The sequence below is a fragment of the Pantoea allii genome (assembly GCF_002307475.1).
Taxonomy (GTDB): Bacteria; Pseudomonadota; Gammaproteobacteria; order Enterobacterales; family Enterobacteriaceae; genus Pantoea; species Pantoea allii.
This window is the reverse complement of record NZ_NTMH01000034.1, coordinates 211,308-234,201: the sequence shown is the minus strand read 5'-3', so window position 1 is coordinate 234,201 and position 22,894 is coordinate 211,308. Positions and strand designations below refer to the sequence as shown.

At 50.8% G+C, this 22,894-nt stretch carries 20 protein-coding genes and 1 pseudogene; 8 read left to right on the top strand and 13 right to left on the bottom strand.

Features of this window, described 5'->3' with window-relative positions:
- Both CMR03_RS14245 and CMR03_RS14240 read right to left on the bottom strand, forming a co-directional pair.
- Nucleotides 1-769: MFS transporter (locus tag CMR03_RS14245; RefSeq protein ID WP_141248566.1), on the bottom strand; the 769-nt coding region annotated here is incomplete at its 3' end.
- A complete protein-coding gene (locus CMR03_RS14240; RefSeq protein WP_096011828.1) occupies nucleotides 766-2,187 on the bottom strand; it encodes a M20 family metallopeptidase in 1,422 nt (473 codons plus the stop codon). The genes CMR03_RS14240 and CMR03_RS14245, both read right to left, overlap by 4 nt.
- 148 nt (nucleotides 2,188-2,335) lie before the next feature.
- Here CMR03_RS14240 and CMR03_RS14235 point away from each other — a divergent pair, with 148 nt between their 5' ends.
- A complete protein-coding gene (locus CMR03_RS14235) occupies nucleotides 2,336-3,250 on the top strand; it encodes a LysR family transcriptional regulator (protein ID WP_096011827.1) in 915 nt (304 codons plus the stop codon).
- Nucleotides 3,251-3,493: 243 nt separating this feature from the next.
- Nucleotides 3,494-3,856, top strand: coding sequence for a hypothetical protein (locus tag CMR03_RS14230; protein ID WP_096011826.1), 363 nt, complete (start codon nucleotides 3,494-3,496; stop codon nucleotides 3,854-3,856).
- A gap of 287 nt (nucleotides 3,857-4,143) precedes the next feature.
- On the opposite strand, the gene CMR03_RS14225 is transcribed toward CMR03_RS14230, so the two are convergent.
- The 4 genes and pseudogenes from CMR03_RS14225 to iolD all read right to left on the bottom strand — a co-directional run bounded on the left by CMR03_RS14225 (nucleotide 4,144) and on the right by iolD (nucleotide 9,343).
- Complete coding sequence (locus tag CMR03_RS14225) at nucleotides 4,144-5,628, bottom strand: sugar porter family MFS transporter (RefSeq protein WP_096011825.1); 1,485 nt, start codon at nucleotides 5,626-5,628, stop codon at nucleotides 4,144-4,146.
- A 606-nt stretch (nucleotides 5,629-6,234) separates the two neighbouring features.
- On the bottom strand, nucleotides 6,235-7,137 hold the full coding sequence (locus CMR03_RS14220; RefSeq protein WP_096011824.1) for a sugar phosphate isomerase/epimerase family protein: 903 nt from the start codon (nucleotides 7,135-7,137) through the stop codon (nucleotides 6,235-6,237).
- A 40-nt stretch (nucleotides 7,138-7,177) separates the two neighbouring features.
- A pseudogene (locus CMR03_RS14215) lies at nucleotides 7,178-7,309 on the bottom strand (inositol 2-dehydrogenase); the annotation flags it as partial.
- A gap of 93 nt (nucleotides 7,310-7,402) precedes the next feature.
- The gene (gene iolD / locus CMR03_RS14210; RefSeq protein WP_096011823.1) at nucleotides 7,403-9,343 is read right to left on the bottom strand and encodes a 3D-(3,5/4)-trihydroxycyclohexane-1,2-dione acylhydrolase (decyclizing); all 1,941 of its coding nucleotides are present in this window, start codon (nucleotides 9,341-9,343) and stop codon (nucleotides 7,403-7,405) included.
- 512 nt (nucleotides 9,344-9,855) lie between these two features.
- On the opposite strand from iolD, the gene CMR03_RS25240 reads away from it, so the two are divergent.
- Nucleotides 9,856-10,032 (top strand): hypothetical protein, encoded by a 177-nt coding sequence (locus CMR03_RS25240; RefSeq protein ID WP_158087005.1) that lies wholly within the window; start codon nucleotides 9,856-9,858, stop codon nucleotides 10,030-10,032.
- 380 nt (nucleotides 10,033-10,412) lie between these two features.
- Complete coding sequence (locus tag CMR03_RS14200; RefSeq protein ID WP_096011821.1) at nucleotides 10,413-11,234, top strand: TIM barrel protein; 822 nt, start codon at nucleotides 10,413-10,415, stop codon at nucleotides 11,232-11,234.
- A gap of 218 nt (nucleotides 11,235-11,452) precedes the next feature.
- On the opposite strand, the gene CMR03_RS14195 is transcribed toward CMR03_RS14200, so the two are convergent.
- The 7 genes from CMR03_RS14195 to CMR03_RS14165 all read right to left on the bottom strand — a co-directional run bounded on the left by CMR03_RS14195 (nucleotide 11,453) and on the right by CMR03_RS14165 (nucleotide 19,402).
- Complete coding sequence (locus CMR03_RS14195) at nucleotides 11,453-12,661, bottom strand: aldose 1-epimerase family protein (RefSeq protein ID WP_063880876.1); 1,209 nt, start codon at nucleotides 12,659-12,661, stop codon at nucleotides 11,453-11,455.
- A 335-nt stretch (nucleotides 12,662-12,996) separates the two neighbouring features.
- On the bottom strand, nucleotides 12,997-13,749 hold the full coding sequence (locus tag CMR03_RS14190) for a DUF1868 domain-containing protein (protein ID WP_244181379.1): 753 nt from the start codon (nucleotides 13,747-13,749) through the stop codon (nucleotides 12,997-12,999).
- Nucleotides 13,750-14,194: 445 nt separating this feature from the next.
- Complete coding sequence (locus CMR03_RS14185; protein ID WP_096011819.1) at nucleotides 14,195-15,481, bottom strand: methyl-accepting chemotaxis protein; 1,287 nt, start codon at nucleotides 15,479-15,481, stop codon at nucleotides 14,195-14,197.
- 298 nt (nucleotides 15,482-15,779) lie between these two features.
- Complete coding sequence (locus tag CMR03_RS14180) at nucleotides 15,780-16,175, bottom strand: acyl-CoA thioesterase (protein ID WP_063880873.1); 396 nt, start codon at nucleotides 16,173-16,175, stop codon at nucleotides 15,780-15,782.
- Nucleotides 16,176-16,375: 200 nt separating this feature from the next.
- Nucleotides 16,376-17,959 (bottom strand): methyl-accepting chemotaxis protein, encoded by a 1,584-nt coding sequence (locus tag CMR03_RS14175; protein ID WP_096011818.1) that lies wholly within the window; start codon nucleotides 17,957-17,959, stop codon nucleotides 16,376-16,378.
- 423 nt (nucleotides 17,960-18,382) lie between these two features.
- Nucleotides 18,383-19,045, bottom strand: a complete 663-nt coding sequence (locus CMR03_RS14170; protein WP_096011817.1) for a YfdX family protein — start codon at nucleotides 19,043-19,045, stop codon at nucleotides 18,383-18,385.
- A 111-nt stretch (nucleotides 19,046-19,156) separates the two neighbouring features.
- On the bottom strand, nucleotides 19,157-19,402 hold the full coding sequence (locus CMR03_RS14165) for a hypothetical protein (protein WP_241568448.1): 246 nt from the start codon (nucleotides 19,400-19,402) through the stop codon (nucleotides 19,157-19,159).
- Between the two features lie 438 nt (nucleotides 19,403-19,840).
- Between CMR03_RS14165 and CMR03_RS14160 the strand changes: the two genes are divergently transcribed.
- The 4 genes from CMR03_RS14160 to CMR03_RS14145 all read left to right on the top strand — a co-directional run bounded on the left by CMR03_RS14160 (nucleotide 19,841) and on the right by CMR03_RS14145 (nucleotide 22,752).
- Nucleotides 19,841-20,800: a sensor domain-containing diguanylate cyclase gene (locus CMR03_RS14160; RefSeq protein ID WP_096011816.1), complete on the top strand. Its 960-nt coding sequence runs from the start codon at nucleotides 19,841-19,843 to the stop codon at nucleotides 20,798-20,800.
- A 66-nt stretch (nucleotides 20,801-20,866) separates the two neighbouring features.
- Nucleotides 20,867-21,394 (top strand): hypothetical protein, encoded by a 528-nt coding sequence (locus CMR03_RS14155; RefSeq protein ID WP_158087004.1) that lies wholly within the window; start codon nucleotides 20,867-20,869, stop codon nucleotides 21,392-21,394.
- 97 nt (nucleotides 21,395-21,491) lie between these two features.
- Nucleotides 21,492-22,316 (top strand): DUF3289 family protein, encoded by an 825-nt coding sequence (locus CMR03_RS14150; RefSeq protein ID WP_167385753.1) that lies wholly within the window; start codon nucleotides 21,492-21,494, stop codon nucleotides 22,314-22,316.
- A complete protein-coding gene (locus CMR03_RS14145; RefSeq protein ID WP_096011813.1) occupies nucleotides 22,309-22,752 on the top strand; it encodes a DUF943 family protein in 444 nt (147 codons plus the stop codon). The genes CMR03_RS14150 and CMR03_RS14145 overlap by 8 nt, the downstream gene beginning before the upstream one ends.
- Nucleotides 22,753-22,894 lie beyond the last annotated feature (142 nt).

The window sequence follows — 22,894 nt, the reverse complement described above, 5'->3', positions numbered from 1 at the left end:
TGTAGTTAACCGCCGTAGAGATGACCATCAGGCCAATCGCCAGCAGCATCAGCTCTTTCTGACGGCCAAACAGGCGCTTAAGCGGGGCGACTTCAGGCTGCCGCGTGGCGAAGCTGGCAGGTTCATGTACGTGGCGACGAATATAAATCCCCAGCGGGCCAATCAGCAGACCAAAGGCAAACGGAATGCGCCAGCCCCAGTCCTGAATCTGGCTTTCAGTAAGAATCTGCGTTAATCCCAGACCAAACGCGGATGCCATCAGCGTACTTGCCCCCTGGGTGGCGAACTGCCAGCTGGCGATAAAGGCTTTGCGCTCGGGGAAATGCTCCACCAGAAACGCCGTCGAGCTGCCAAATTCGCCACCCGCAGAAAAGCCCTGCACCAGGCGCGCCAGCAGAATCAACAAAGGCGCAGCCAGACCAATGCTCGCGTAGCCGGGCATGAACGTAATGATGGCACCGCCCAGCATCATCAGATTGATGGACAACAACAGCGCCTTCTTACGCCCGTGGCGATCGGCGTAGTTACCCAGCACAATCGCGCCCAGCGGACGGATCAGGAAGGAGACACCGAAACTGCCAAAGGTCAGCAACATAGAAACGGACGGATCGCTGGTCGGGAAGAATGCGTGGGCAATATAGCTGGCAAAAAAGCCGTAAACCGCAATATCAAACCACTCCAGCGCGTTACCGATGCAGGTGGCGAAAAGGGTTTTGTGCAGGCTGGGTTTATTCGCGTGCAGCGGTGCAGCCGTGTTGAGTGTGCTCATGCGGCACCTCCGGCATGTTGACGGTGCTTCGCCACCAGTTCGCGGCCTTGCTCGCCTAAGTCCCATAACAGTCGGGTCATGATTTGCAGACCTTCACGCGCAATCGACTTCAGCATATGTTCGTTCACGCCGTGCTGACCGCAGGCGGGATAAGAGTGCGGCACCCACAATGTGGGCAGGCCGAGGATGTCGGAAAACACCTCGTTGGGCAGCGATCCGCCCAGGTTGGGCAGCAGAGCCGGTTTTTTACCGCTGGTTTCGGCAATGCTGCCCAGCACCCAGTCGACCAGCGGATCGGTGGGATCAAGGCGGGTTGCCGGCGATCCGCGCATAAACTCGACCTTCACGTAGCCAAAGCCGTGCTGCGCCAGATGTTCGCTGACGTGCTGCGCCAGGTTCTTCCAGTCGGTGCCCACCACAAAGCGCAGCTGACAGACGGCGCTGGCTTCACCCGGAATGGCGTTCATCGGGCGCGCAGGATTGCCCGTCAGGAATGCCAGTACTTCAAGCGTGTTCCAGCCATACAGACGTTCCGTTGGCGTCAATGCCGGTTCGCCCCAGTTCAGATCGATCTCGGGATCGCCCGGCATCCCGCCAACGTTAATCTGGCTGAGAATGTCGCGCACCTGCGGGGTCAGCGAGTTGGGTTTCAGCGCCTCAACCTGAAGCACGCCCTGGGCATTAACCAGCGCGGCAATGGCATTGGCCAGTTGAGTGCCAGGATTGCTCAGCAAGCCGCCCCAGTTGCCGGAGTGATAGGCGTTGTCACGGGCAGTCACCGTCAGGCGGAAATTCACGGCCCCGCGCGATCCCAGAAACAGGGTAGGTTGCACTGCATTCAGGCGTGGACCGTCCGAGGCGATAAACAGATCGGCTTTCAGCAGATCACCGTGCTGCTGGCACAACTGTGCCAGGCCGGGGGAACTGATCTCTTCGCCCATCTCGAACAGTAGCTTGCAGTTGAAGCCCAGACGTCCACCGCGTGCAATGAACACCTGTTCCAGCGCGGCCAGATTCACGCAGTGCTGACCTTTGTTATCTGCGCTGCCACGGGCGTACCAGCGATCGCCTTCTTCAACGAGCTGCCAGGGCAATAATCCTTCGCGCCAGTTTTCATCATCGCCAAACACCACATCGCCATGACCGTAGCTCAGCAGGGTAGGCAGAGTGGGATCTTCAATGCGCACTGCGACCAGAAACGGACGATGGGCCGCTTCGGTGTTCTCGATGAAGTGCAGGGTAAAACCCAATGCACTCAGCTGTGGGCCGATTTCGTCATGTAAATAGTGGTGTAATTCGCTGTCGCGATCCTGACGCTGGCTCTCGGTACGCTGCGAAACGCGGCGTGCGAGTATCCGTTGAAACTCGCCACTGTCGAACCATGCGGTGGCCTGGTCTACCGCTTGTTGGGCTGTCATGTTTGCTCGTCTTTTATTCATATTATGGTTTTGTCATCATTGCTGAAACGCTGCTTTGCCACCATTATCAATTTATCTAGTAAGGTTTGCTTTTAAAGCAAAGCAAACGTGCCCGTTTTCGAGGCATGCACCAGCATGAGGCGACCGCATGATCAGTAATGAAATCCGCTATTTCCTCGCCGTCGCGAATACAGGCTCGCTCAGCGCGGCGAGTGAGCAGCTGTTTATTGCCGTGTCGGCAATCAGCCGACAGATTCAGCGGCTGGAAACACAAGTGGGCGTGCCGTTGTTTGAGCGCCACGCGCGTGGCATGGTGCTGAATGAAGCCGGGGAAATCTTTGCTCATCACGTGCGCAAAAATATGCTGGATATGGAATACGCGCTGGCAGAAATCAAAGGGCTGAAAGCCGTGCGCCGTACGTTGATTCGGCTGGCCTGTACCGATGGACTGGCCTTTACGTTGCTGCCCCGCATGATTGCCGCCTTTCGGGAAGATAACCCCGGCATTCTTTTTGAAATCAAGGTCGCCAGCCCGCAGGGCGTATCAGAACTGATACGCAACGGAGAATGTGACCTGGCATTGCAGTTCAGCCTGCACGCTGAGCACGGAGTTGAGATCCTCGGTTCCTGGCCTGCACCGGTGCTGTTGGTGATGCATCAGAGCCACCCACTGGCCAGCGCGCCGCAGGTGACACTCAGCGATATCAGCCATTATCCGCTGGCGCTGCCGCAGCAAAACACCACGGTACGTCAGCTGTTCGAGCTGGCGAGCCACATGAGCGGCAATCTGATTGAGCCGGTCGTCACCTGCGATAATTTCTCAACCCTGTTTCAGTTCCTGCTGAATACGCCGTTAGCCGTGACCATTTGTAGTGCTTTCAGCGTGATACAGGAAGCCGAAGCGCACGGACTGGTTTTGCGATCCGTGGGCATCGATCAGCTAAGCCAGCGCAATTTGCAGTTGCAGGTGCCTTCCGGTCGGCCCCGCAGCGCCGCGCTGGAAGTATTTTTAGGGTTTGCGCGGCAGCAACTGAACGCGCTGGACGAGCCGCTGACCCTATAACCCCACTGCCAGTTTATTGATCACGGGAAATGCGCCAGACACGGGGCTTTTCATTCACACGTCATGTCATCTCTCTTTAGATAGTGTAAAGGACGTAAAAGGCTGTAAAAGGGCGAGGATTCTGCCTGTGACCCGCCTATCATTCCCTTCATAAGCCGCTGTATCTCTGTCGGAAGTTTGCCGATAACACAGAATAGAGCGGCACATAACGACCTGAACATTCATCTGCAAAGGAGAACCACCATGGATTCTTTCTTTCCTGAGGATGTCATTGATACCCTCAGTAAAACGTTCTGGCAGCGCGTCAGTGCGGTGAAAGGGCTGATTGAACGTCACCAGAGTTTTCGCCTGCTGTGGTTTGGCGAAGCGCTGAAGCGCAACCGTAACTGGACCGGCGTCACCGCCGAGCAGGCCGTTAACCGGGCGATAAGCGAACATCATGGGCTGCTGCTAGCCGATGTCAGAAAAATGACGATTGCTCAAAAGTGGGTAGCGCTCGTCCCGCTAAGAAAAGCGCTGTATTCCCGCCCTGATGGCAAAACGTTCCAATGGCTGGTGGAAAAGAAGCTCGATGAGCTTGATCGTCCTTGTCGCTTTTCGGCCTAACGGCTTTCCCTAAATTAGTCCGTAGGGGGAACACCGGTGCTTAGCTCAGCGCCTGACGGTAATAAATAACGCCCCGAATATCAGCCTGTCTCTGTATCCGGGGCGGTTATATTGTATTAAGGCTCAGCTGTTGGCGCAAAAGGTTATCATCTTCGTCATGCCCAACGCAGCGTTGAGATTGGAACGCTGTCATCCACGGGGCATCGTCAGATAACATTGAGCATTATCATCCCTTCAACGTCCTCATTACGGCACATGCGATTGCCAACTCTTAAGCGCCTGTGCCGTTAGCGGCTTTTTGAAACGAAAACGGCATTGTTGGCCGTATGGCGATTTTCATCATCAAGCCAGCCTTTCAGATAATGCTCGATCTGCTCCAGGCTCCTGTTGCGGGTTTCCGGCACGCATTTGATAACAAAGATGGCACCAAAGAGTCCAATGGCGGCGAAAATAAAGAATGTACCCGCCAGACCCACCCGGGCAAGAAGAAGAGGAAAGAAAAGAGAGATCAGAAAGTTCGCTATCCACATGGCGAATACGGCACCGCCCATAAAGATGCCACGCAGTCGCGTCGGAAATATCTCTGACAATAACAACCATGTCACGGGTGACAAGGCACCCTGCTGGAAACTGAGAAACATCAGCATGCCCGCCAGTACCATATAAGCCCGTAGCGCATCTGGCTGACCATTAACCGTTTCAGGCAGCAGATAGCTCACCGTGCCAATAAAGACCAGACAGGCGGTGCAACCAAACTGTCCCGTCATCACCATGGTTCGGCGACCCACTTTACCCAGCATCCAGATCCCAACGAACGTCATCAAGACGGACACCACGCCGTTGGCGATGGTGGCAAAAAGCGCGGCATTATCCGACATACCGATTGACTTCAGCACGGTGGGGGCATAATACATAATGGTGTTGACGCCGGTTAGCTGCTGGATAACGGCGATACCGACACCTATCAAAAAAAGTTTGAACAGCCACGGCGTCAGCATTTCACGTAAACGCGGTTTACCCAGCGAACTCTGTTCTTCCAGCGTCTCGGTAATCTCCATCAACTCCCATTCCACCTCATCCTTGTGGCGCGTGCGTTCAAGTATGCTGCGAGCCTCAGCCAGGCGGCCTTTCATGGCATACCAGCGTGGCGTATCGGGCATAAACATCATCCCGACCCACAGCAATACGGCAGGAAGCGTTGCTACCACCAGCATCCAACGCCAGGTGCTTTCACCTCCCCATATTTCGTGGAAGGTCGCATTCGAGATATAAGCCAGGAGCTGACCCGAGACAATCATCAGGTCCTGGAGCGTGACCAACTGCCCACGTTTATTGGCGGGGGCCATCTCTGCGATATAAACCGGCACGGTCGCCGCCGCGCCGCCGACCGCCACGCCCAGGATAAGACGAAAAAAAACCATCCAGTTTACGTCTGGTGCCAGTGACGTGCCTGCCGCGCCAATCGCAAAAATAACGGCCAGGTAGAGGATTATTTTCCTTCTGCCCGCTGGTGCCGCCAGATGGCCCGATAACAACGCGCCAAAGGCGGCACCAAACAGCAAAGAACTGGTGATCAGCCCGGTTGTGAAGGGGGTGAGATGCAGCTCATCGCCCATAAAAAGCAACGCGCCAGAAATCACGCCGGTATCGTACCCAAAAAGTAAACCACCTAGCGTTGCGATGAGCGCAACGACCTTCACAAAAGGCGAAGTAGGTGCGTTACTGTTTGGGCCCGATGCGTTGTTCAGTGTGAGAAATTGTTCTTTCGTCATACAAGACTCCAGTCACCTGATGTAAAAGAAATAAATCTAAAATTTGTCCAGGCACAAAGCATTCGCCTCAGTACACCTAAATTTACAGCATTAATTTAGATCAAAAATTTCATCAATGTTAACTATGAAACTTTATGTTTGAGTTGTGGATCATGTTTTGTTAATTATTTTTTATGAAACGACAGGAAGAGGAGAGGTGCTGAACAAAATGTGAACGCAGCATGCTGGACCAGCGTGATGCCAGGATATTGATATTATTCGATTCCAGCGCGTGAAAATTTACCGCGCTGTCGGCATTAAACCGGTCTGAACGAGACTGGAATTAAGTGGAGTATTTGGAATTTTTCTTTCACAAAGTAGCGGGTAGAAAATCAGTGTCAGGTGGTAAGAGGCGCTTACGCACGACGGTTGTTATCAACGATGCTGTGCCCACTTTTCATCCCGAGAGTGGTGTGCGTTGCCTGCCGGCTGAGCGAGCGTAACTGTGCTCTTGCCTCTCCAGCGCTTGATGCCTTTTTGCCAGACGCTTTTGGTCAGCGGAATACATGAGAAAATCAATGACATCCTTGTCATGAGCCCGCTTGCTCTTTACCGAACGTCTTACCGTTATACTGCTGAGGTATCCTGGTGACCGAGCAATTCGCGTTCAATCAATTCACGCGTTTCCACAGCCTGGTACTTCATCTTTTCCGGATAACCAAAAAGGGACGCGGCCACGATAGATTCACCGCCGACGTTGAAGGTCTTCTCGGCGAATTTCATTTCGCGCAGGGTACGGAACAGCGCGTCGAAATCCACTTCACCTTCACCTACGGCAACATGCTGGTGGATGGTGGCATCTACACCCGGAGGATTAACGATATAACGACAGTGCCTGGTGTGGTTCATGGTGTCAGCGATGAGCACGTGGGACAGATCGTCACCGGCATAGCGCAACATTCTTGCGACGTCACCGATTCCTTGGTCGTAAAAGAAGGTGTGCGGCACGCTGTAGATATATTTGACGTTATCGCTGCGAAACGATTTCACTACGTCGACCGTCCCGTCGTTCTCTTCGCAAAAATCCCACGGATGAGCCTGAATCTCAACACGAATGCCCTCGCGTTCAAAAACAGGCAACAGTTCTTCCATCGAGCGATAGAACATTTCGTCGCAGATTTCTGGTTGATTTGGATCGCCGGAGAATTCGGTATTAATGACCTGCACGCCCATCTCGACGGCGATTTCAACCAGGCGCTTCCAGTTTTTCACGGCGGCCTGACGACGCAGTTCATCAGGCCCCGACCAGCGATAAACACAAATAAATGAAGATATCTCTAAACCGGTTTCATTCAGCGCCCGCTTATATTCCGTAATGATTTCACGGCTGGCGCGCGGATGTTTATAGAAAGGATTGATCTGGGGATGCGGCGACTGCTCGATGTACTTATAACCCCAATCCGCGACCTGGTGCACCATCCGGGTTACGCCCAGATCTTTTATCACGTCTACGTCAAATGCAATTTTCATCATTGTTACCTGTCAGTAAAAATGGATGGTAGGCCAGCGCTTAACGCTGATAAAAAGAGTGGCGTTCAGGCAGCGTAACGCTTACCGTTTCGCCAGTTTCCGCTGTTTTCAGGCTGGCATCGGCCGCAACAGATGCAGCATAGCCATCCCAGGCTGAGGGACGGCGAATACGTTCTTTACCGATGAGGCCAGCACCTGTGACACCGAGGCGTAACGCCATGATCTTACGCCCACATGTTCACAGGCTTCAGGATCAGGACGGCACTCAGTAATCGCGCGCCTGCGCGCGTTTTTCATTGATCTGTTTGGCAACCTTGCGAATCCGTTCCGAAAGCGCCGTTTGCGCGACGCCAACGTTCCACCAACTGCCATATTTGTGCACCATCGTTTTCGGCAACACTTTAATATCAATCAGTGTGCTGCCCGCTTCGTGGCGCGAGGCATCGAGCGCCTGACGCAGTTCATCAAGGCTGGTGACTCGCCAGGTCTTGCAGCCATAGCCCGCTGCAATTGCGGCAAAATCGACGGGAACGAGGCCACCGGTCAGTCGGCCATTTTCCGGGGAGCGGTAGCGGAACTCGGTGCAGAAACTGTTCATGCCGTGTTCCATTTGCAGGTTGTTAATACATCCGTTAGTCATGTTATCGAGCAGCACGATATTAATCTTCGCGCCTTCCTGCAGCGATGTGACGAGCTCGGAGTGCAGCATCATAAAAGAGCCGTCGCCCACCAGCGCATAGACCTCGCTTTGCGGCTGTGCCAGTTTTACGCCCAGCGCGGCGCTGACTTCATAACCCATACATGAGTAACCGTACTCGACGTGATAGGTATTTTCGGCCCGGGTGCGCCAGACACGTTGCAAATCGCCCGGCAGACTTCCCGCTGCGGCCACAATCACCGATTCTTCGGGAAGCACCTCGTTGAGGACGCCCAGTACGCTGCTTTGTGTCAGGGTTGAGTCGGTTAATTGACGAAATTCTCGGTAGACTGACTCGCGATCCAGATGGTCGTCGATTTCAGGCACGAAAGACGTTTCCTTCCATACTGCCTGATAGACACGCTGAGTTTCTTTGTGCTGTTGAGTGAGCAGCTCGGCAATACGGTCGCCCCAACTGGCGCGCCAGGTTTCTTTTTCCAGCACCGCATCCAGCGTGTTGAGCGCCGTGAGCGCATCGGCCAGAAGCGGCATACCATCCAGTTTCCAGGCATCAAAATTACTGACGTTGATATTCAGGAAGCGGACGGACGGATGTTGGAAAATCCATTTCGATGAGGTGGTAAAGTCGCTGAAGCGCGTACCGATGCCGATAACCAGATCGGCCTCTTTCGCCAGTTGGTTGGCGGCCAGACAGCCGGTTTCTCCGACACCGCCCGCGTTAAAAGGGTGTGATGAGACAACGGTGCCTTTACCCGCCTGGGTTTCGACAAACGGGATACCGTAACGGCTGGCAAAATGCATCAATGCCTGGCCTGCGCCCGCGTACTTCACCCCACCGCCGCAGACGATCAGCGGCTTTTGGCTTGCTTTAATAGCAGCAATAGCGTCATCCAGTTGCGCCTGACTGGCCGGACGACGATCTAACACGTGCACCCGTCGGGCAAAAAAGGACTCTGGATAGTCCCAGGCTTCGCCCTGCACATCCTGAGGCAAACAGAGTGTGACCGCGCCGGTTTCAGCGGGATCGGTCAGAACGCGCATCGCATTAAGGCAGGCGCTCATCAGTTGTTCCGGGCGAGTAATGCGATCCCAGTATTTGCTTACCGGGCGAAACGCGTCGTTAGTGCTGATACTGAGATCGTGGCTCTGCTCGATTTGCTGCAGCACGGGATCGGGCTGCCGTGTTGCAAAAGTGTCACCGGGCAGGAGCAATAAAGGAATGCGGTTTGCTGTGGCCGTGGCTGCTGCGGTAATCATATTGGCCGCACCAGGGCCGATAGAAGAGGTGCAGGCAATGATTTGACGACGCAGAGATTGCTTCGCAAACCCGGTTGCCGCATGTGCCATCCCTTGTTCGTTACGCCCCTGGAACACCCGCAGATCGCCGCAGTTCTGCTCCAGCGCCTGACCCAGTCCCAGCACGTTACCGTGCCCGAATATAGCGAAAATGCCTTTAACAAATTTGAGCTCTTCACCATCCACTTTCAGATACTGATTATCAAGGAACGTAACCAGCGCCTGCGCCATTGTCAGTCTCACTTTGCCCATTTTGCTCATTCCTGTTTTGATCGGTAGTAGCCTGTCGCCCGGCCCCTTGCTCTGTCAGGCGGTGTTTGCCTTGACGCAGTGAAGAGGTTGTACCTTAATCTGGATAATGCCCGATTATAGGCAAACATATTTTTCATTAAACCATAATACAGAAGAAAGATTTCATTTTGCGAGGGCGATCAAACTCTACTGCTATTCCGGCGGGGATGCGGGGGCGCAGTGCCTGCCAGGTGAGCAATGCATACGCATGAAAGATCGAGGAATGCGGCATTATTTTGAATTCTAAAATAAAAATACCACTTCAGACAGGCTGCTTATTGGGATGCATTGGCACGTCATAACGGCCGCGCGCGCCAGGCGCAGAGGAAAAAGTGACAGCGCATTCGCACTGTTTAAATTTATATTTCATTTAAATTAATTCTGGAATGTAAAGTCCATGTAAGGGCGATCACTGCCCCCATGCGGAACGCGCTCAGATCGATGACCCGGCCCGGCAAGGCACACAAAACGACATGCTCACAAATGCCGCCTCAATGCGGTTTGACGTCATTGTTATGGAGCGGCTGCCCGTCGCTTCCGTTGCCCGGCAAAGCGCGGCGAGGCCGGACGATGTCGCCCGTTGCTTCAACTATTCTGGTCGCCCAACCGTCAACGGCGCGCAGGCTATCGCCCCGATGACCACACTATAATGGCTGGATGGTTGCTCTCCACTAATAACCTAACCCGCGATAATCAGGTACTGCCTGACATCGGTAAAAGATTCACACCTGACTGTCGCTGTCCTCGCAGGGTGCTTAAAGGGCATTTAAATGAAATTTCCATTTCATCAGGGGTGCATTTTTCCACGTGAACCTGCCGGTTTTTTGTCAGGCGAAGAATGGTGAATATTCTGTTGTTAATTAAGGGAAATGGCGGGTTTTGTTCTTTGTTTTCTGAGGTTTCTAACCAGGCGTTAACGTATTTTGCGAGAGTCATCAAAGAAATTTATTTTCCTTTTAATATAAAATGAAATAAATATTTTCATTATCCCGTTGGGTTCGCTTGATGTTACCGGGTTCAGGAGAGTCGCATGACCATCGCCGCAGAACGTTTTTGTATCAACAGAAAGATCGCCCCCTCGCTGAGCATTGAAGCCTTCTTCAGACTGGTGAACGGTTTGGGGTTGAATAAGGTTGAACTTCGTAACGACTTGCCCAGCGGTAAAGTGATGGACAACCTGAGTGCTGCCCAGGTTTGCGCACTGGCTGAACGCTATGGCATTGACATTATTACCATAAACGCCGTTTATCCCTTCAATCAGCGTACGGAACAGGTTCGCCAACTGACCGAGTCCTTACTGGCTGATGCGAAAGCGGTGGGCGCGCGTTCGCTGGTGCTTTGTCCCCTGAACGACGGCTCGTCGGTTGCGCCAGAGGTAACAGTAAACGCGCTGCGCGATGTGGCACCGCTGTTCGCGACCTATGGAATAACCGGACTGGTTGAGCCGCTGGGCTTTCCACAAAGCTCGCTGCGTTCAGCAGCGCAGGCGCAGAATCTTATTCGCGATGCCCATGTTCCCTTTAAATTATTAATCGATACCTTCCATCATCATCTCTATCCCGATGCTGACGCCGAATTCAGCCAGGTGGATATCGCCCAAATCGGTCTGGTTCACCTGTCGGGCGTGGAGGACAAACGTCCGCGTGAAAGCCTGACCGATGCCGAGCGCATAATGTTAACGCCGGAAGATCGCCTGTTCACCTGTCGCCAGGTTAAACAGCTTGAAGAACGAGGCTATAAAGGCATTTATGCCTTTGAACCTTTTGCGCCAGAACTGGCGGACTGGGATGAGAACAAGATTCAGCATGAAATTAAAAACAGTATCCAACTGATTCAACATTCTTTGAGGTAAAGTGCCTCGCCTGTGAGGTTTAACCTGCTGATTTATCGATGATATCTCATGCATCTTCGGTTCGCAGAAACAGCATTATGAGGAACAGCCAACAGGGCGTCGAAGTAAACGCGCCCAGGCTTCGTTGAAGCACTGACGGGCAATCATGCCCGTCAGTGTGATTCATCATCTGTCCGCTCTGAGAGAGGACAAACTTCCCGGCAGAGAGGCAGGATGTTTTACTCTGTCGCTATTGGCGTAGCATTCTCATCAATCTTCGTGTCGCCCTGAATCGCCTTAATGCGTTTTTCAACTGCATTAACCTGCTCGCTGTTGTGCAATAGCGTATAGGTCAGATCAAACGCCGTACTTGCTCCTGGCGCCAGCTGTTTCACCCGCTTCTGTTCACGTTCAACGGTCACCGGATAAGCATAGTTGGTGCCGGGTTCAATACCGGTGACGTAACCTTGTTTCAGCGTGTCGGTATTTTTCCACAAAGTCAGCAGTGGCAGTTGTTGGGTATCAAACTGGATGGAGGCGCCTTTGTTTCCGGCTTTATTGACGACGGCAGCGACCGTGTGATGATCCTTGTCGGAAAGCGGCTTGATGTTAAACACCATTTCATCAAAGTCTTTGGTCGGTCCCTGATAGGTTTGCCAGTTTTTCAAACCCGCTTTGGCGTAATCATTAAACGGACTGATGCTCGACATCGGGGCGAGGAAACGAGCGCCTTCTTCCAGAATCGGCGTACTAAAGTTGCTGTGATAAATAATCTCGTAATCATGCGGGTAATCTGAATGGTTAGTCAGCACGTCATGCAGGCTGAACTGGTTGCTGCCTGGCACATAGCGCAGTTCGGTAAGCGTCTGGAGATCCGCTTTTTTGAACGTGCTCTCTTTGATCAAACCCCGAATACGAATCTCATGCGGAGCCGCATCGGCTACCTCGACTTCAAGCTGGGATACCGGTGTATTACCCGCTTTACCGTGCAACGTATAAATGCGCCCTTTGTCGTTCACCGGATGTCCGGTCCATTCATAGCCGCAGCGCACCATCATTTCGTTGAAACCTTCCAGCCAACCCAGGCCATTTCGGCTTTCAAGATTGATGTAAGCCGGGTTCACCACCTCTTTCACGGGGGAATCCCAGCCCAGCCGGGTGCCAAAACCTTCTACTCGCAGCAGGTTCATTCCTCGGGTGGGGATCAGCGTGATAGTCAGGCCATCCTGACTGCGAATCTCAAGGATTTTACTGCCTTCTTGTTTACCGCCGTGCAGGACTTTCTGTTCGATGCTGAACGGTTTGCCCTGCAACTTCAGCTCGCTGCTGGTTATTTGCCAGTTTCCTTTGTCTGTGCCTTGTTCAGCACTCGTCAGCACCCAGGTTTTTGCTGACACGGAACCCGATATCATCACGGCGAATACGGCAAGTGCGATTTTAGTCTTCATCTTTCCTTCCTTAAGCTGAATCGTTTTTTCAGTCGTTAAGGGAATTTACTGATTTGCACTTAACCGAAACGTGATTCGCCTCACCTGCTGGAAAAAGAATCCACAAATGCCCCAGCACTGTGCGCCGGGTCACAGATAAAAATGAGAAAGGTGACGATTACGGCGGTTAACAGGATTAGCGTTGTAACGATTCAGCCGATACGAGCGGGCGTAAAGAGCCGGGCAAGTCGGGCGGGCCAGGTCATTATAAACGTGCTTTGCCGGTATGCCTGGTTGGGGGGGGGCGGCGGCATTTTCAGCCGCGCCTGGCTTGCCTGTTGCAGACGCGCGTCCGTTTATGTCAGATAAAACTGGCGCTTGAATGCGAACATATCGTTCATCAGGCAATACTCAGGATTACCCAGGGTTATCACCGGGACACGTTGGGCAATGGTTGTTTTCCATGCCGCCAGCGAACGTCGCCATGCGGCGTCCTCGTCGTCGGTCAGGGGGGCGAACTGATAACCCAGGGTGATGTGGAAACCGTAACGCTCATGGTCTGGCTCATGAATGCCAGTCACCTGCGATAGCCGATCGCGCAAACGGCGCAGGCGGGTTTCGGTATCCTCATCGGCTGACAGCAGGCGAAGCGTCAGCGGCTTTTCCTTCGCGGACGGCTCTGCCGGATCAACGCACATACGGTAGGGCGATGCATCCTCACCCAGGCGAAATTGCCGCAGCCGATCGGCCAGGATGCGATCGCATTCCTCTATCGGCATATCGAGTGGAAGCCCTGCTGGCCATAACGGGTAGCGGCGAGCCTTGTCGTTTGCGCCACCGAAGACCGTCATATGATAGCTGGATGGCGGCAGTGCCGTGACGTTGCGCGCCCAGGGTTCAGCCGGTAATGCGCGGTAAATATCCAGTAGCGCATCAAACGCGTCAGAATCTTTTTCTTGCTGTGGCAGATGACAAATAATCGTGTTGCCCCGAAACGGCAGTACGCGCCCGTCAGCCGCAAATTTTCTGCCTGTGTCGTTCGGCAAATGGTCGGCAGCCCGGCTCATGGAGGTGGCCATTCCGGCCAGCGTCAACAGCGTTCCTTTCAAAAGTGTTCTCCGTGTTGTCATGGTGCTCCCCCTCTATCAGCGAATCGTCCGGCAAACGCACTCAAAAGTGTCATGCATGCGCGAACGGGATTGAGGCGGCAACTGTGCGTGCCTCTGGTCTATGCATCATTGCAGACCAACCCTTTAACCGGCGTACCAGCGTTGCACAGGCAGCCTGCCCGATAAAAATATGTGCAAATGATCAAGCAGGCTACGCGAAGTCTGTGACCATACGATGACCCGATGGGCGGGAAAGCAGAATTGAACGGGTTGCTCCGACATCGATAAAGGGAGCCGATGGCAGCGGGCGGCATCACAATGTGATAAGGGCTGACGCGTGAGCCGCTCTGCGCTGAGGGAATGATGGTCGTCTTTTCAGGATGGCCTGACCAGGCGCGCCGCTGACGCAAGCGGTCAGCATATTATCGATACTGGCGCTTTTCGATTACACATCCAGCCTGTGAATCACGGTGACGAACTCTTTTACCCCGCTAAAAATTTCCTGAATATTGTCTGAGAGATTTGTGATCTTGTCGTTTTCTGTGGTGAGAAAGTGGTTGATTTCATCGAGCTGTCGGTACATCTCATCAATAAGATTAGTATTTTCTTCAACCACCTTGCTGATTTTCTGCGTCGCCTGAGAGGTTGAGGCGGCAAGACGTCTGACTTCTTCCGCCACGACGGCAAAACCGCGTCCCGCTTCGCCCGCACGTGCGGCTTCAATTGCGGCATTCAGCGCCAGAATATTAGTTTGTCCGGCAATGTTGTTTATGGTGGAGACAATCTCTTTGATGTCTTTGGCCGAGTAATTCAGTTTGTCACTGATTGCCGCTGCCGCATTGACCTGCGAGGCCATTGATTCCGCGTTACGCACCGTTTGGCTCAGTACATCGTTTGCATTAACGGTGATATGAGAGGTTTTTTCAGACGTGCTCATGGCGATATCGGCAACCTGCTTCGCCGTTTCCACGCGTTCGGTGATATCGGAAGCCAGCTTAATCACTTTATACACGTGCCCCGAGGCATCTTTAACCGGATTGTAGTTGGCTTCAAGCCAGACGCGCTTCCCTGACGCAGTTACCCTTTCGAAACGTCCGGTAAAGGACCGGCCATGCTGAATTTTATTCCAGAAATCCGGGTTTTCTTTATAGAACGCATCGAAGCAGAACATACGGTGATGCTTGCCTTTGATTTCTGCAAGATCGTACTCCATCAGCGCGAGGAAGTTTTCGTTCGCATTGATGATGTCACCATGCGGAGTAAATTCAATCGTCGCCATTGTATTATTCAGCGCAGTAATAATGGCTTCTTTGTGCGTCAGCTCTTCATGCCTGTCGGTAATGTCATTGGCGATTTTGATGATTTTTTTAACGGTGCCGTGTTTGTCTTTCACGGGGAAATAATTGGCGCTCAAGTAGAGCAGGCTTTTGTCTTTTCTGTAGCGTTCGAAGATGCCGCTGAACGACTGCCCGGATGCCAGTCTTTCCCAGAACTGGCCATATTCACGGGAGTGGACGAACTCTGGCTTACAGAACATGCGATGGTGCTGTCCGGTGATTTCGTTAAGCTGATAGCCGGTCACGGCCAGAAAGGCCGGGTTGGCCGAGAGAATGATCCCCTCTGGGGTAAATTCGATCCAACCGCTACAGGCCTTTATCGCCTGAATGTTATTTTGATCATCTGACACGGCCAGCGAAATTTTGCCTGGTAGTAAACGCGTGAGGGAAAACATAGATCTCTCCATTTATAGCCGTTAAAAGGTCAAAAGATTTTGACCACGTAGTGGAGAGACAACGACCCGTTTAAAGGGAGGCCGATCGACTCGGGTCCACTAAGGTTATCGGCATCGCGTGTGTCATATTTAGGTCACATTTCGGTCATATCGAAACAGAGCAGTGAGGCGCGTCACGCTATTCATCAAGGACATGCAGTGGAGACAACAGAGGGCATGCGCCTCACCGATGAGGTGACGGCCTTAACAGCATCCGCGTGCGGCGGACGTCGTTGCAATGCGGCAGAGTGAGGCCGCGTTACGACGGATTATCCGGGATCGCACTGCGCAAAAATTCCGGGATGGACGGGCGACCATTTTCCAGACAGGTGCCGGTAAAAACCGCCTCGGCGTACACCACATTGTTTACCAGAATTTGTTGGATGAAGTTAACGCGGTTGCGTTTTTCATTGGCGGCCAGCGCGCAGGTGACCTGCATTTCATCGCCTTTTTTCAGGCTCTTTTTAAAGCGCAGCGAGTACTCAAGTAGCATATGAATTCGGCCTGCGGCAAACTCTTCTTCAAGATCGACGCCAAGGTGCTCTTTCATAAATGCGTGACGTGTCCATTCCATATAAAACGGATAGTAAAGTCCATCCACCACGCCCTGAAAATCAATGTGCTTTTCGTCAACCTGATAGGTTTTCGTAAACATAGTTGCGCCCGTTGTGAGTAAGGTTATGCTCACTTTAGTGGTCATTGGGGGTTTTTAAAACGCTTTTTTTGGCAAGGGATACGCGGGGAACGCGTGGGGCAACAGGCATGATCGGCGCAAGCGTTAAGACAGGCCCGGGCCAGCGGTTAGCGGGTCCGGGCTCTGTGATGACTCAGGCATGCAGAATAAAAGCGTGCCGGTTAGCGGAAAGCCGGGGTAGCGAGGTTAGCGCTTTTTTCGATGCGGAAGATGGAAACCGCGTCGCGCAACATCACCGTTTGCTCCAGCATACCTTGTGCGGCAGAAGAAACCTGCTGAACGAGAGCGGCGTTCTGCTGGGTCACCTGGTCCATCTGGCTGACGGCAATGCTGACCTGACCGATACCATTGCTCTGCTCATCGGAAGCGATGGTGATTTCGCCCATAATCGTCGTCACGCCCTGCACCGATTTCACGATCTCTTCCATCGTATTACCGGCCTGGCGGGCCAGTCCTGAGCCTTTTGCCACATGTTCAACCGACTGAGTGATCAAATCTTTGATCTCTTTGGCAGCAGTGGAACTGCGTAAGGCCAGCGAACGCACCTCACCGGCGACAACGGCAAATCCGCGTCCACCTTCACCCGCTCTTGCGGCTTCAACCGCGGCGTTCAGCGCCAGGATATTGGTCTGGAAAGCAATGCCTTCGATGACCGAAATGATTTCTGCCACTTTGCCTGAGCTTTCTGAAATGGAGCGCATGGTCTCAACAACCTGTTTCACCACATCACCGCCCTGCGTCGCCACGTGTGACGTTGTGTCGGCCTGTGTATTCGCATGACGCGCATTATCGGTATTCTGACGCACGGTAGCGGTAAGTTGTTCCATACTGGCAGCCGTTTGTTCAAGCGCCGCGGCCTGCTCTTCAGTACGTTGGGCCAGATCGACATTGCCCTGCGCGATTTCGCTCGCTGAATTGTTGATCAGCTCAGCAGAGGACTGGATACCGCTGACGATGGTGACTAACTGCATGCGCATGGCTTCAAGAGAGCCCATCAGGCTACTCTGTCCTTTGACCGGAACGGCGATCTCCACGGTCAGGTTACCCTGCGCAATCATCCCGGCAATATCGGCAGCCGCTTTTGGCTCGCCGCCCAGTGCGCGGATAATACTGCGCGTAATAATGGTGCCCAGAATGATGGAAAGCAGAATGGTGGTGATACCTGCCAGACTCAGCGTCATTTTGGTGGCAAAGGCCAGACTGTTTACCTCTGCAGAACGTTTGGCTAACAGTGTGGCTTCTGCACCGTTGAATTCAGCAGCGATGGCGCGATAGCGATCCATAAACGCTTTATCGCGGCCTTCCTGAAAGAAATGCGTCAGGGTCTCCAATGGTTGCTTGCCGCTGTTCACCTCGCGGCGTAAGGCGATCAGTTGCTCATCTACGCCCTGAACGCTTTTATGCAATTCAAGCAGTGATGCCAGCCTTTGCTGCTGCTCGGCGTTATCCGCAGTCATTGAGCGTAGCTGGCTGTACTTCTGATCGAAAGCGGTTTTACCGCTGTTAAACGGTGCCAGAAAGTTGTCATTGCCAGAGACAACAAACCCACGCACGCCGGTTTCCATATTAATCATATCGGTCAGCATGCTGTCGCTGACGCTCATGACCTGGTAACTGTGGACGTTCCAGGTGTTGGCCTGGCGCAGTTTAAGAAAGTTAGTGATCGACAAACTGCTGCCAATCAGCGAGACGATGACGATGATGCCGAACGCTAAAGCGATTTTACGGCCAGTTGTGATTTTCATGTTTTTCCCCGATAAGTGATCTTATTATTTTTGTGATTAAAGCCATTACACTTCGTTTATCGGCAAAGATGAATTGCAGTTTATAACCTGAAGTCTTTTTTTTTAGAAAACTATCCTTTAGTTTAGTTAAAAAGTAATTTCATTGGTTATCAATAGAAAGGACAGGGTGCTGGAGCGTTGTTTGAAAAAGTGTATCGCGCGGCAGCGTTCGTTTAAATAAATTCGAATAAGCAGAAAAGATGGTTTGTTCAGTGAAAAAGTCATTTCTTTTTTTATGAAGTGGGATGTATTCGTAATACTTATGCGCAACAAGAGATAAGCAGATTATCTTATAGTGTATTTATAGATGTACGTTGCCGCTTTCATCCTGAATAATGAAAGCGGCAGCGTTATTTAATAACGTAACTTTATTAAAAAGGATGGTTATCCTTTATTACCTGGCTGAGCATGGGTACCCGTTTGGGTGTGATGCATGGTTGGGTTAACAGGGCTTTCTGAATAGGTTTGGGTGTCGTAAATGACCCCCTCTTCTGCTGATTTCAGCAACATGCCTGCCTGGTAGTACTTATCCTGTTTCATCATGGCAAGCGCGTTGGAAACGTCATTTTCGGTTTGCTGCAACGGCATGAGTTCCTGCGTTTCGGTAACGGCAACCCCTGCCAGTTTCAACGCATTGAGCGCGCCTTGTTTATCTCCCGCCTTAATATGCTGGTTGGCTTGATCGATCGCGTCATTTTTCTGTTTGGAAAGTTGATAATCTTCAGAAACCGAGACGTCCGAGCCTATACGAATATAGTTATCACCTGTTATTGGGGCCTTTTTGTCGTAGCGAATATACCTGGTCCAGTCCACGCTATTATCTTTAAGATACGTTTCAGCCTGGGTCGCCAGCGTTTTAGCCTGCTGCGTCTGGCCATTAAATAACGCATTGCGAGAAAGCTGAATGTCATTCATCGCCTGTGCGGCCTGCGCAGACACGACTTCGTTATTTAACGTATGGCTGTCTTTGAATGATTCTGCGGCTGCGGCACCGCCGGTAAAAACGAGTACGGCTACAATCATTGAGTTAATAATCATCTTTTTCATGATAGTTATCCTCTGCATTTATGCATCCGAAAGGTGCTAACGTCATTGATTACATCGATATTGCCTTCTTACGGGTTATTACTGATTGGCAAAAATAATGCGCGGTGGTGGTCAGATATATATCGCTGCCCCTTTTTGGCTAGTGTGGAAATGATTATCCAGCACAGCATTTCTTACACAGAAATGGCCGGGCGCAGCGCCATGTAATCCATAATTTTTTACATGATGTTCGTTGTCATTATTATGAGCGAAAAACATATCGCCTAAAAAAAGCGCGTCGGTGAGATGGGAATCTTGTTGTGACTGATTTTTACACTGAGTACCGTGAAAAGAAAGCGTGATTAACGGGTTCATCATTTATCTCCTTGATGTCGTGCTGACGTCTTTACTTAACACCCGGAAGATATTTAAGTGTGATTATGAGTTTGCATAAACATGTCAGCGTTACATTTTATGATTTTATTTATGATTACATATCAAGTGGTTATCAGAATGCTGTTGTTACAGGCCGCCTGTTCTTTAAAAAAGCAAAGCTTTCTATAGATGAAAACGTACAGGCTGACATCTGACCAACACTTCACGCGATACCTCTGTGACCAACCTGAGGCTCGCCGGGACAATGTAAACGCCCTGACGTTATCCCTTAAGATTTTGTCGTGTGCTGTTTCTGACGCCGTTAAGGGTGAGAAATCCTGTCGACGCCGGTTTTGTCCGCGTCTCATCGTCTTTTCAACATGCTGCTTTACACAATGTATAGCACTGGCAAAATAGACATTTCCCTTTCCAGTTATCCCTATGTCTGAAGAAGCCCTGCGGCAGCAAATCGCGAATTTAAAAAAACATAACGCACGGTTAAAGCGTATTGCGCACGATGCCCGTAATAAATTAAGCGCCGCACTGGACGGCACGGGGTTGTGTCTGTGGCAGTTGGATATTCCCAGCGGCAAGCTGGTTATCTTTAACCGACGCTGGGGATCGATGCTGGGCTTTCAGCCTAAAGAGGTCGGTGCGCATTTCGATGTATGGAAATCCTACCTGCATCCGGACGACGCCAGCGATGTGTTAAAGGCTTTCTACGATCATATTGATGGGAAAGCGCCTTTCTATGAGGCGTTGCATCGCATGATTGGCAAAACGGGCAAAATTACCTGGGTACTGGATCGCGGTCGTGTCAGCGAATGGGATGAGCAGGGAAGGCCCACTAAAGTGACGGGCACCCACATTGATATGACCAAAGAGAAACAGTACGAAGAACAACTGGCCACGCTGGCTATGCACGATCCGCTCACGCAGTTAACCAATCGCCATGCGTTAATCAACCATTTCCGCGAGATGAAAACGGACGTAGCCTTTTGTATTGCCTTTATTGATTTAGATAACTTTAAACATGTTAACGACACCTTAGGTCATCGCAGTGGTGACGATGTCCTGATTCAACTCAGCCAGCGCTTTATCGCGGCCTGTCCGGCGAATGTCATCATTGGCCGTCTGGGGGGCGACGAATTTGTTTTACTGATTCCTTTTGCGTTGTCTCATCCGCTCACAAAGAAGCTCACCGACGCTTGCCTGGAGGCAGCCTTACAGCCTTTTGAAGTGGCCAACGGCAGCGCCTCAATTGGCGCATCCATCGGCGTGGTTCAGGTTGAATACCCGGAGAACTTTGACAGCGCACTGGCACGCGCGGATGCGGCTATGTACAGCATCAAGAAAAATGGCAAATGCGGCGTAGCGCTGTCACACGAGGGTTATCTGTAGCGTCCTCTGTTCGCAAATGTTGCTGGGCCTGGCATTAAGGTAAGCGAAGACAATAAGGTTGCTCAGTTGCTGTCAGCAAATGCTCCAGCTCGTAACAACAGACAGAAAGAACCCGTCTCTGTAGCAGCTAAGTATCAGTATGAAAGTCATGGTCAGGTTATGCAGTGGTCAGGCAGAGGTCGTTTACCACTGGATCTGGAACAAATGCTGTTAAACGGAACCCGTCTTGCGTCTCTACTCATTACTCATACTCAAGAAGATGAAGATAAGGCAAAAAATCGTCAGATTAAGCTTTTTGTGCAGAAGGGTAAGAATCCTGAGTTGCTGAAAGCGCCTTTAGGCGGTTTTAAGCCCGTTTCAAACACTATCCCTTCCGCTGCTACTGAGAAGGCAAAAGAGGCTGTAAAGCCCGCTCCTACAGCGGCTAAAGGTATGTTTGCTTATGAAGACGGGGCTGTGAAGCTTCATACCTGGAACGGAAAGAAAGCTATGCCCAGGCACTTCAGGATCTGGTTAAAGGCGGTGAGACGCTTCCTCACAGATGCAAACATTGCACAGGCAAGAGAGATTGAGCACAAACTACTGAAAGACTGATACCCATAACGACGTGCAAGAGGCATCCTGTAGGGTGCCTTTTTTATGAGCAATGGTTTATCATTGGCTTGTTGGTAGGTTAAACGGATTAAATAACATGGAACCAATAATTGTTTATTCGACACAGAAAAAATTTAACGATTCAAATTCTGATGATATGAAATTCGGGGATTTGACTGATTCATTTCTGCAAAATCGTTTGAACCTTCGGGATGTTTCGACTGTAGTAAATCCGTATACTCTCGAACTTTTAACGCCTTTCAGCCATCCACAAAGCCGCTTCTACTCGCCTACTCCTGGGAAAAAAATTAGTAAACAAACGTGTGCGAAACTGATGTTTGAGGATCTAAAAAAACTAACGCTTCCTTTCTCTTTTTTTGGTCCTTACAAAGGAATCATTAAACAGATGTTCGATCATATGCAAATGTCGAACGGAAATAGCTTCAAAAATGCGAGCCTGAATGCTGCACTAAACCATAATATCATTTCTGATAAAAGTTTAAATAGCAGCCTTAAAAGAATAAAAGAAATACTTGATAAAAATATAAATTACGATAAAAAAACACTCCCTAATGAGGCTATACCACAAATAGCGATAAATATTAAAAGTAGCATACTACCAAAATTCACAAGAACTCAGGATAGCTTCAATGGACTGGGTTTAGCGGTTCATGATACATACAGCACTGAGATTTCAATTGTAGAGCTTGCAATAAGTCAAAACGAATACACAGCTAAAATAAAATATAAAGTTCAAGACCATTTTGGTTTAGATCAAGATGATGTCAGGAACTGGAAATTCAACCAGTTCTATTTCTTTAAGACTTGGTTTGTATTACAAAGATCTGTGAATTTCGGATTTAGACCATTCTTTACAGATATGGAAACTTATGTGACTATCAAAGGCAATTCAAATGCTTAACAAAAAATATATTATAGCTATTTTCATAATCGTAATTGCTGTAGGTTTTTACCTGGAAGTTTTACGAAAAACAGAAATCATCGTCGTAGATCAAGAGCTAAATTTTTCGAATATTGCAGTTAAAAACTTCCCGCTAACAGAAAACGGTAAAATCGCCTGGTGGAATGAAAATAAAGAATATTTGAGAAAAAAATATGACATACCAAAACCTGCAAGCAACGGAGATTGGTATGTGAATATTTGGGATTATGGCGATGGATTCAAATCAAAACCTAAAGGTGATATAAGAGTATTTAACTCTGAAACACAAGATATGATGTGTTTTGATAGTAATGAAAATAAATGCATTGATAAAAAAATGATTATGAGAGTTGAAAATAACAAAGACGGGACAATAAGCATTGAAACAGGAAACGATAAGAAAAACATTAAGTGACAACAAAATAAAACCTCTGTTCCGCATTGGAACATTTTCCCCCCTCTGCCAAACTTGTCAGGTATCGCCCTCTGCCACGGCTGTCGCGGTAACGTTATTCGCGCTGGCCTGAAGAGTCATGACTTTCACCCATAGCGAGGCA

Excerpts from the sequence above, each read along its gene's own strand:
- CMR03_RS14160 (WP_096011816.1), top strand. The coding sequence starts at position 19,841 with ATGTCTGAAGAAGCCCTGCGGCAGCAAATCGCGAATTTAAAAAAACAT.
- CMR03_RS14240 (WP_096011828.1), bottom strand. The coding sequence starts at position 2,187 with ATGACAGCCCAACAAGCGGTAGACCAGGCCACCGCATGGTTCGACAGT.
- CMR03_RS14185 (WP_096011819.1), bottom strand. The coding sequence starts at position 15,481 with ATGTTTTCCCTCACGCGTTTACTACCAGGCAAAATTTCGCTGGCCGTG.
- CMR03_RS14145 (WP_096011813.1), top strand. The coding sequence starts at position 22,309 with ATGCTTAACAAAAAATATATTATAGCTATTTTCATAATCGTAATTGCT.
- CMR03_RS14220 (WP_096011824.1), bottom strand. The coding sequence starts at position 7,137 with ATGAAAATTGCATTTGACGTAGACGTGATAAAAGATCTGGGCGTAACC.
- CMR03_RS14150 (WP_167385753.1), top strand. The coding sequence starts at position 21,492 with ATGGAACCAATAATTGTTTATTCGACACAGAAAAAATTTAACGATTCA.
- iolD (WP_096011823.1), bottom strand. The coding sequence starts at position 9,343 with ATGGGCAAAGTGAGACTGACAATGGCGCAGGCGCTGGTTACGTTCCTT.
- CMR03_RS14230 (WP_096011826.1), top strand. The coding sequence starts at position 3,494 with ATGGATTCTTTCTTTCCTGAGGATGTCATTGATACCCTCAGTAAAACG.
- CMR03_RS14165 (WP_241568448.1), bottom strand. The coding sequence starts at position 19,402 with ATGATGAACCCGTTAATCACGCTTTCTTTTCACGGTACTCAGTGTAAA.
- CMR03_RS14170 (WP_096011817.1), bottom strand. The coding sequence starts at position 19,045 with ATGAAAAAGATGATTATTAACTCAATGATTGTAGCCGTACTCGTTTTT.
- CMR03_RS14195 (WP_063880876.1), bottom strand. The coding sequence starts at position 12,661 with ATGAAGACTAAAATCGCACTTGCCGTATTCGCCGTGATGATATCGGGT.
- CMR03_RS14175 (WP_096011818.1), bottom strand. The coding sequence starts at position 17,959 with ATGAAAATCACAACTGGCCGTAAAATCGCTTTAGCGTTCGGCATCATC.
- CMR03_RS14180 (WP_063880873.1), bottom strand. The coding sequence starts at position 16,175 with ATGTTTACGAAAACCTATCAGGTTGACGAAAAGCACATTGATTTTCAG.
- CMR03_RS14225 (WP_096011825.1), bottom strand. The coding sequence starts at position 5,628 with ATGACGAAAGAACAATTTCTCACACTGAACAACGCATCGGGCCCAAAC.
- CMR03_RS14200 (WP_096011821.1), top strand. The coding sequence starts at position 10,413 with ATGACCATCGCCGCAGAACGTTTTTGTATCAACAGAAAGATCGCCCCC.
- CMR03_RS25240 (WP_158087005.1), top strand. The coding sequence starts at position 9,856 with ATGCTCACAAATGCCGCCTCAATGCGGTTTGACGTCATTGTTATGGAG.
- CMR03_RS14235 (WP_096011827.1), top strand. The coding sequence starts at position 2,336 with ATGATCAGTAATGAAATCCGCTATTTCCTCGCCGTCGCGAATACAGGC.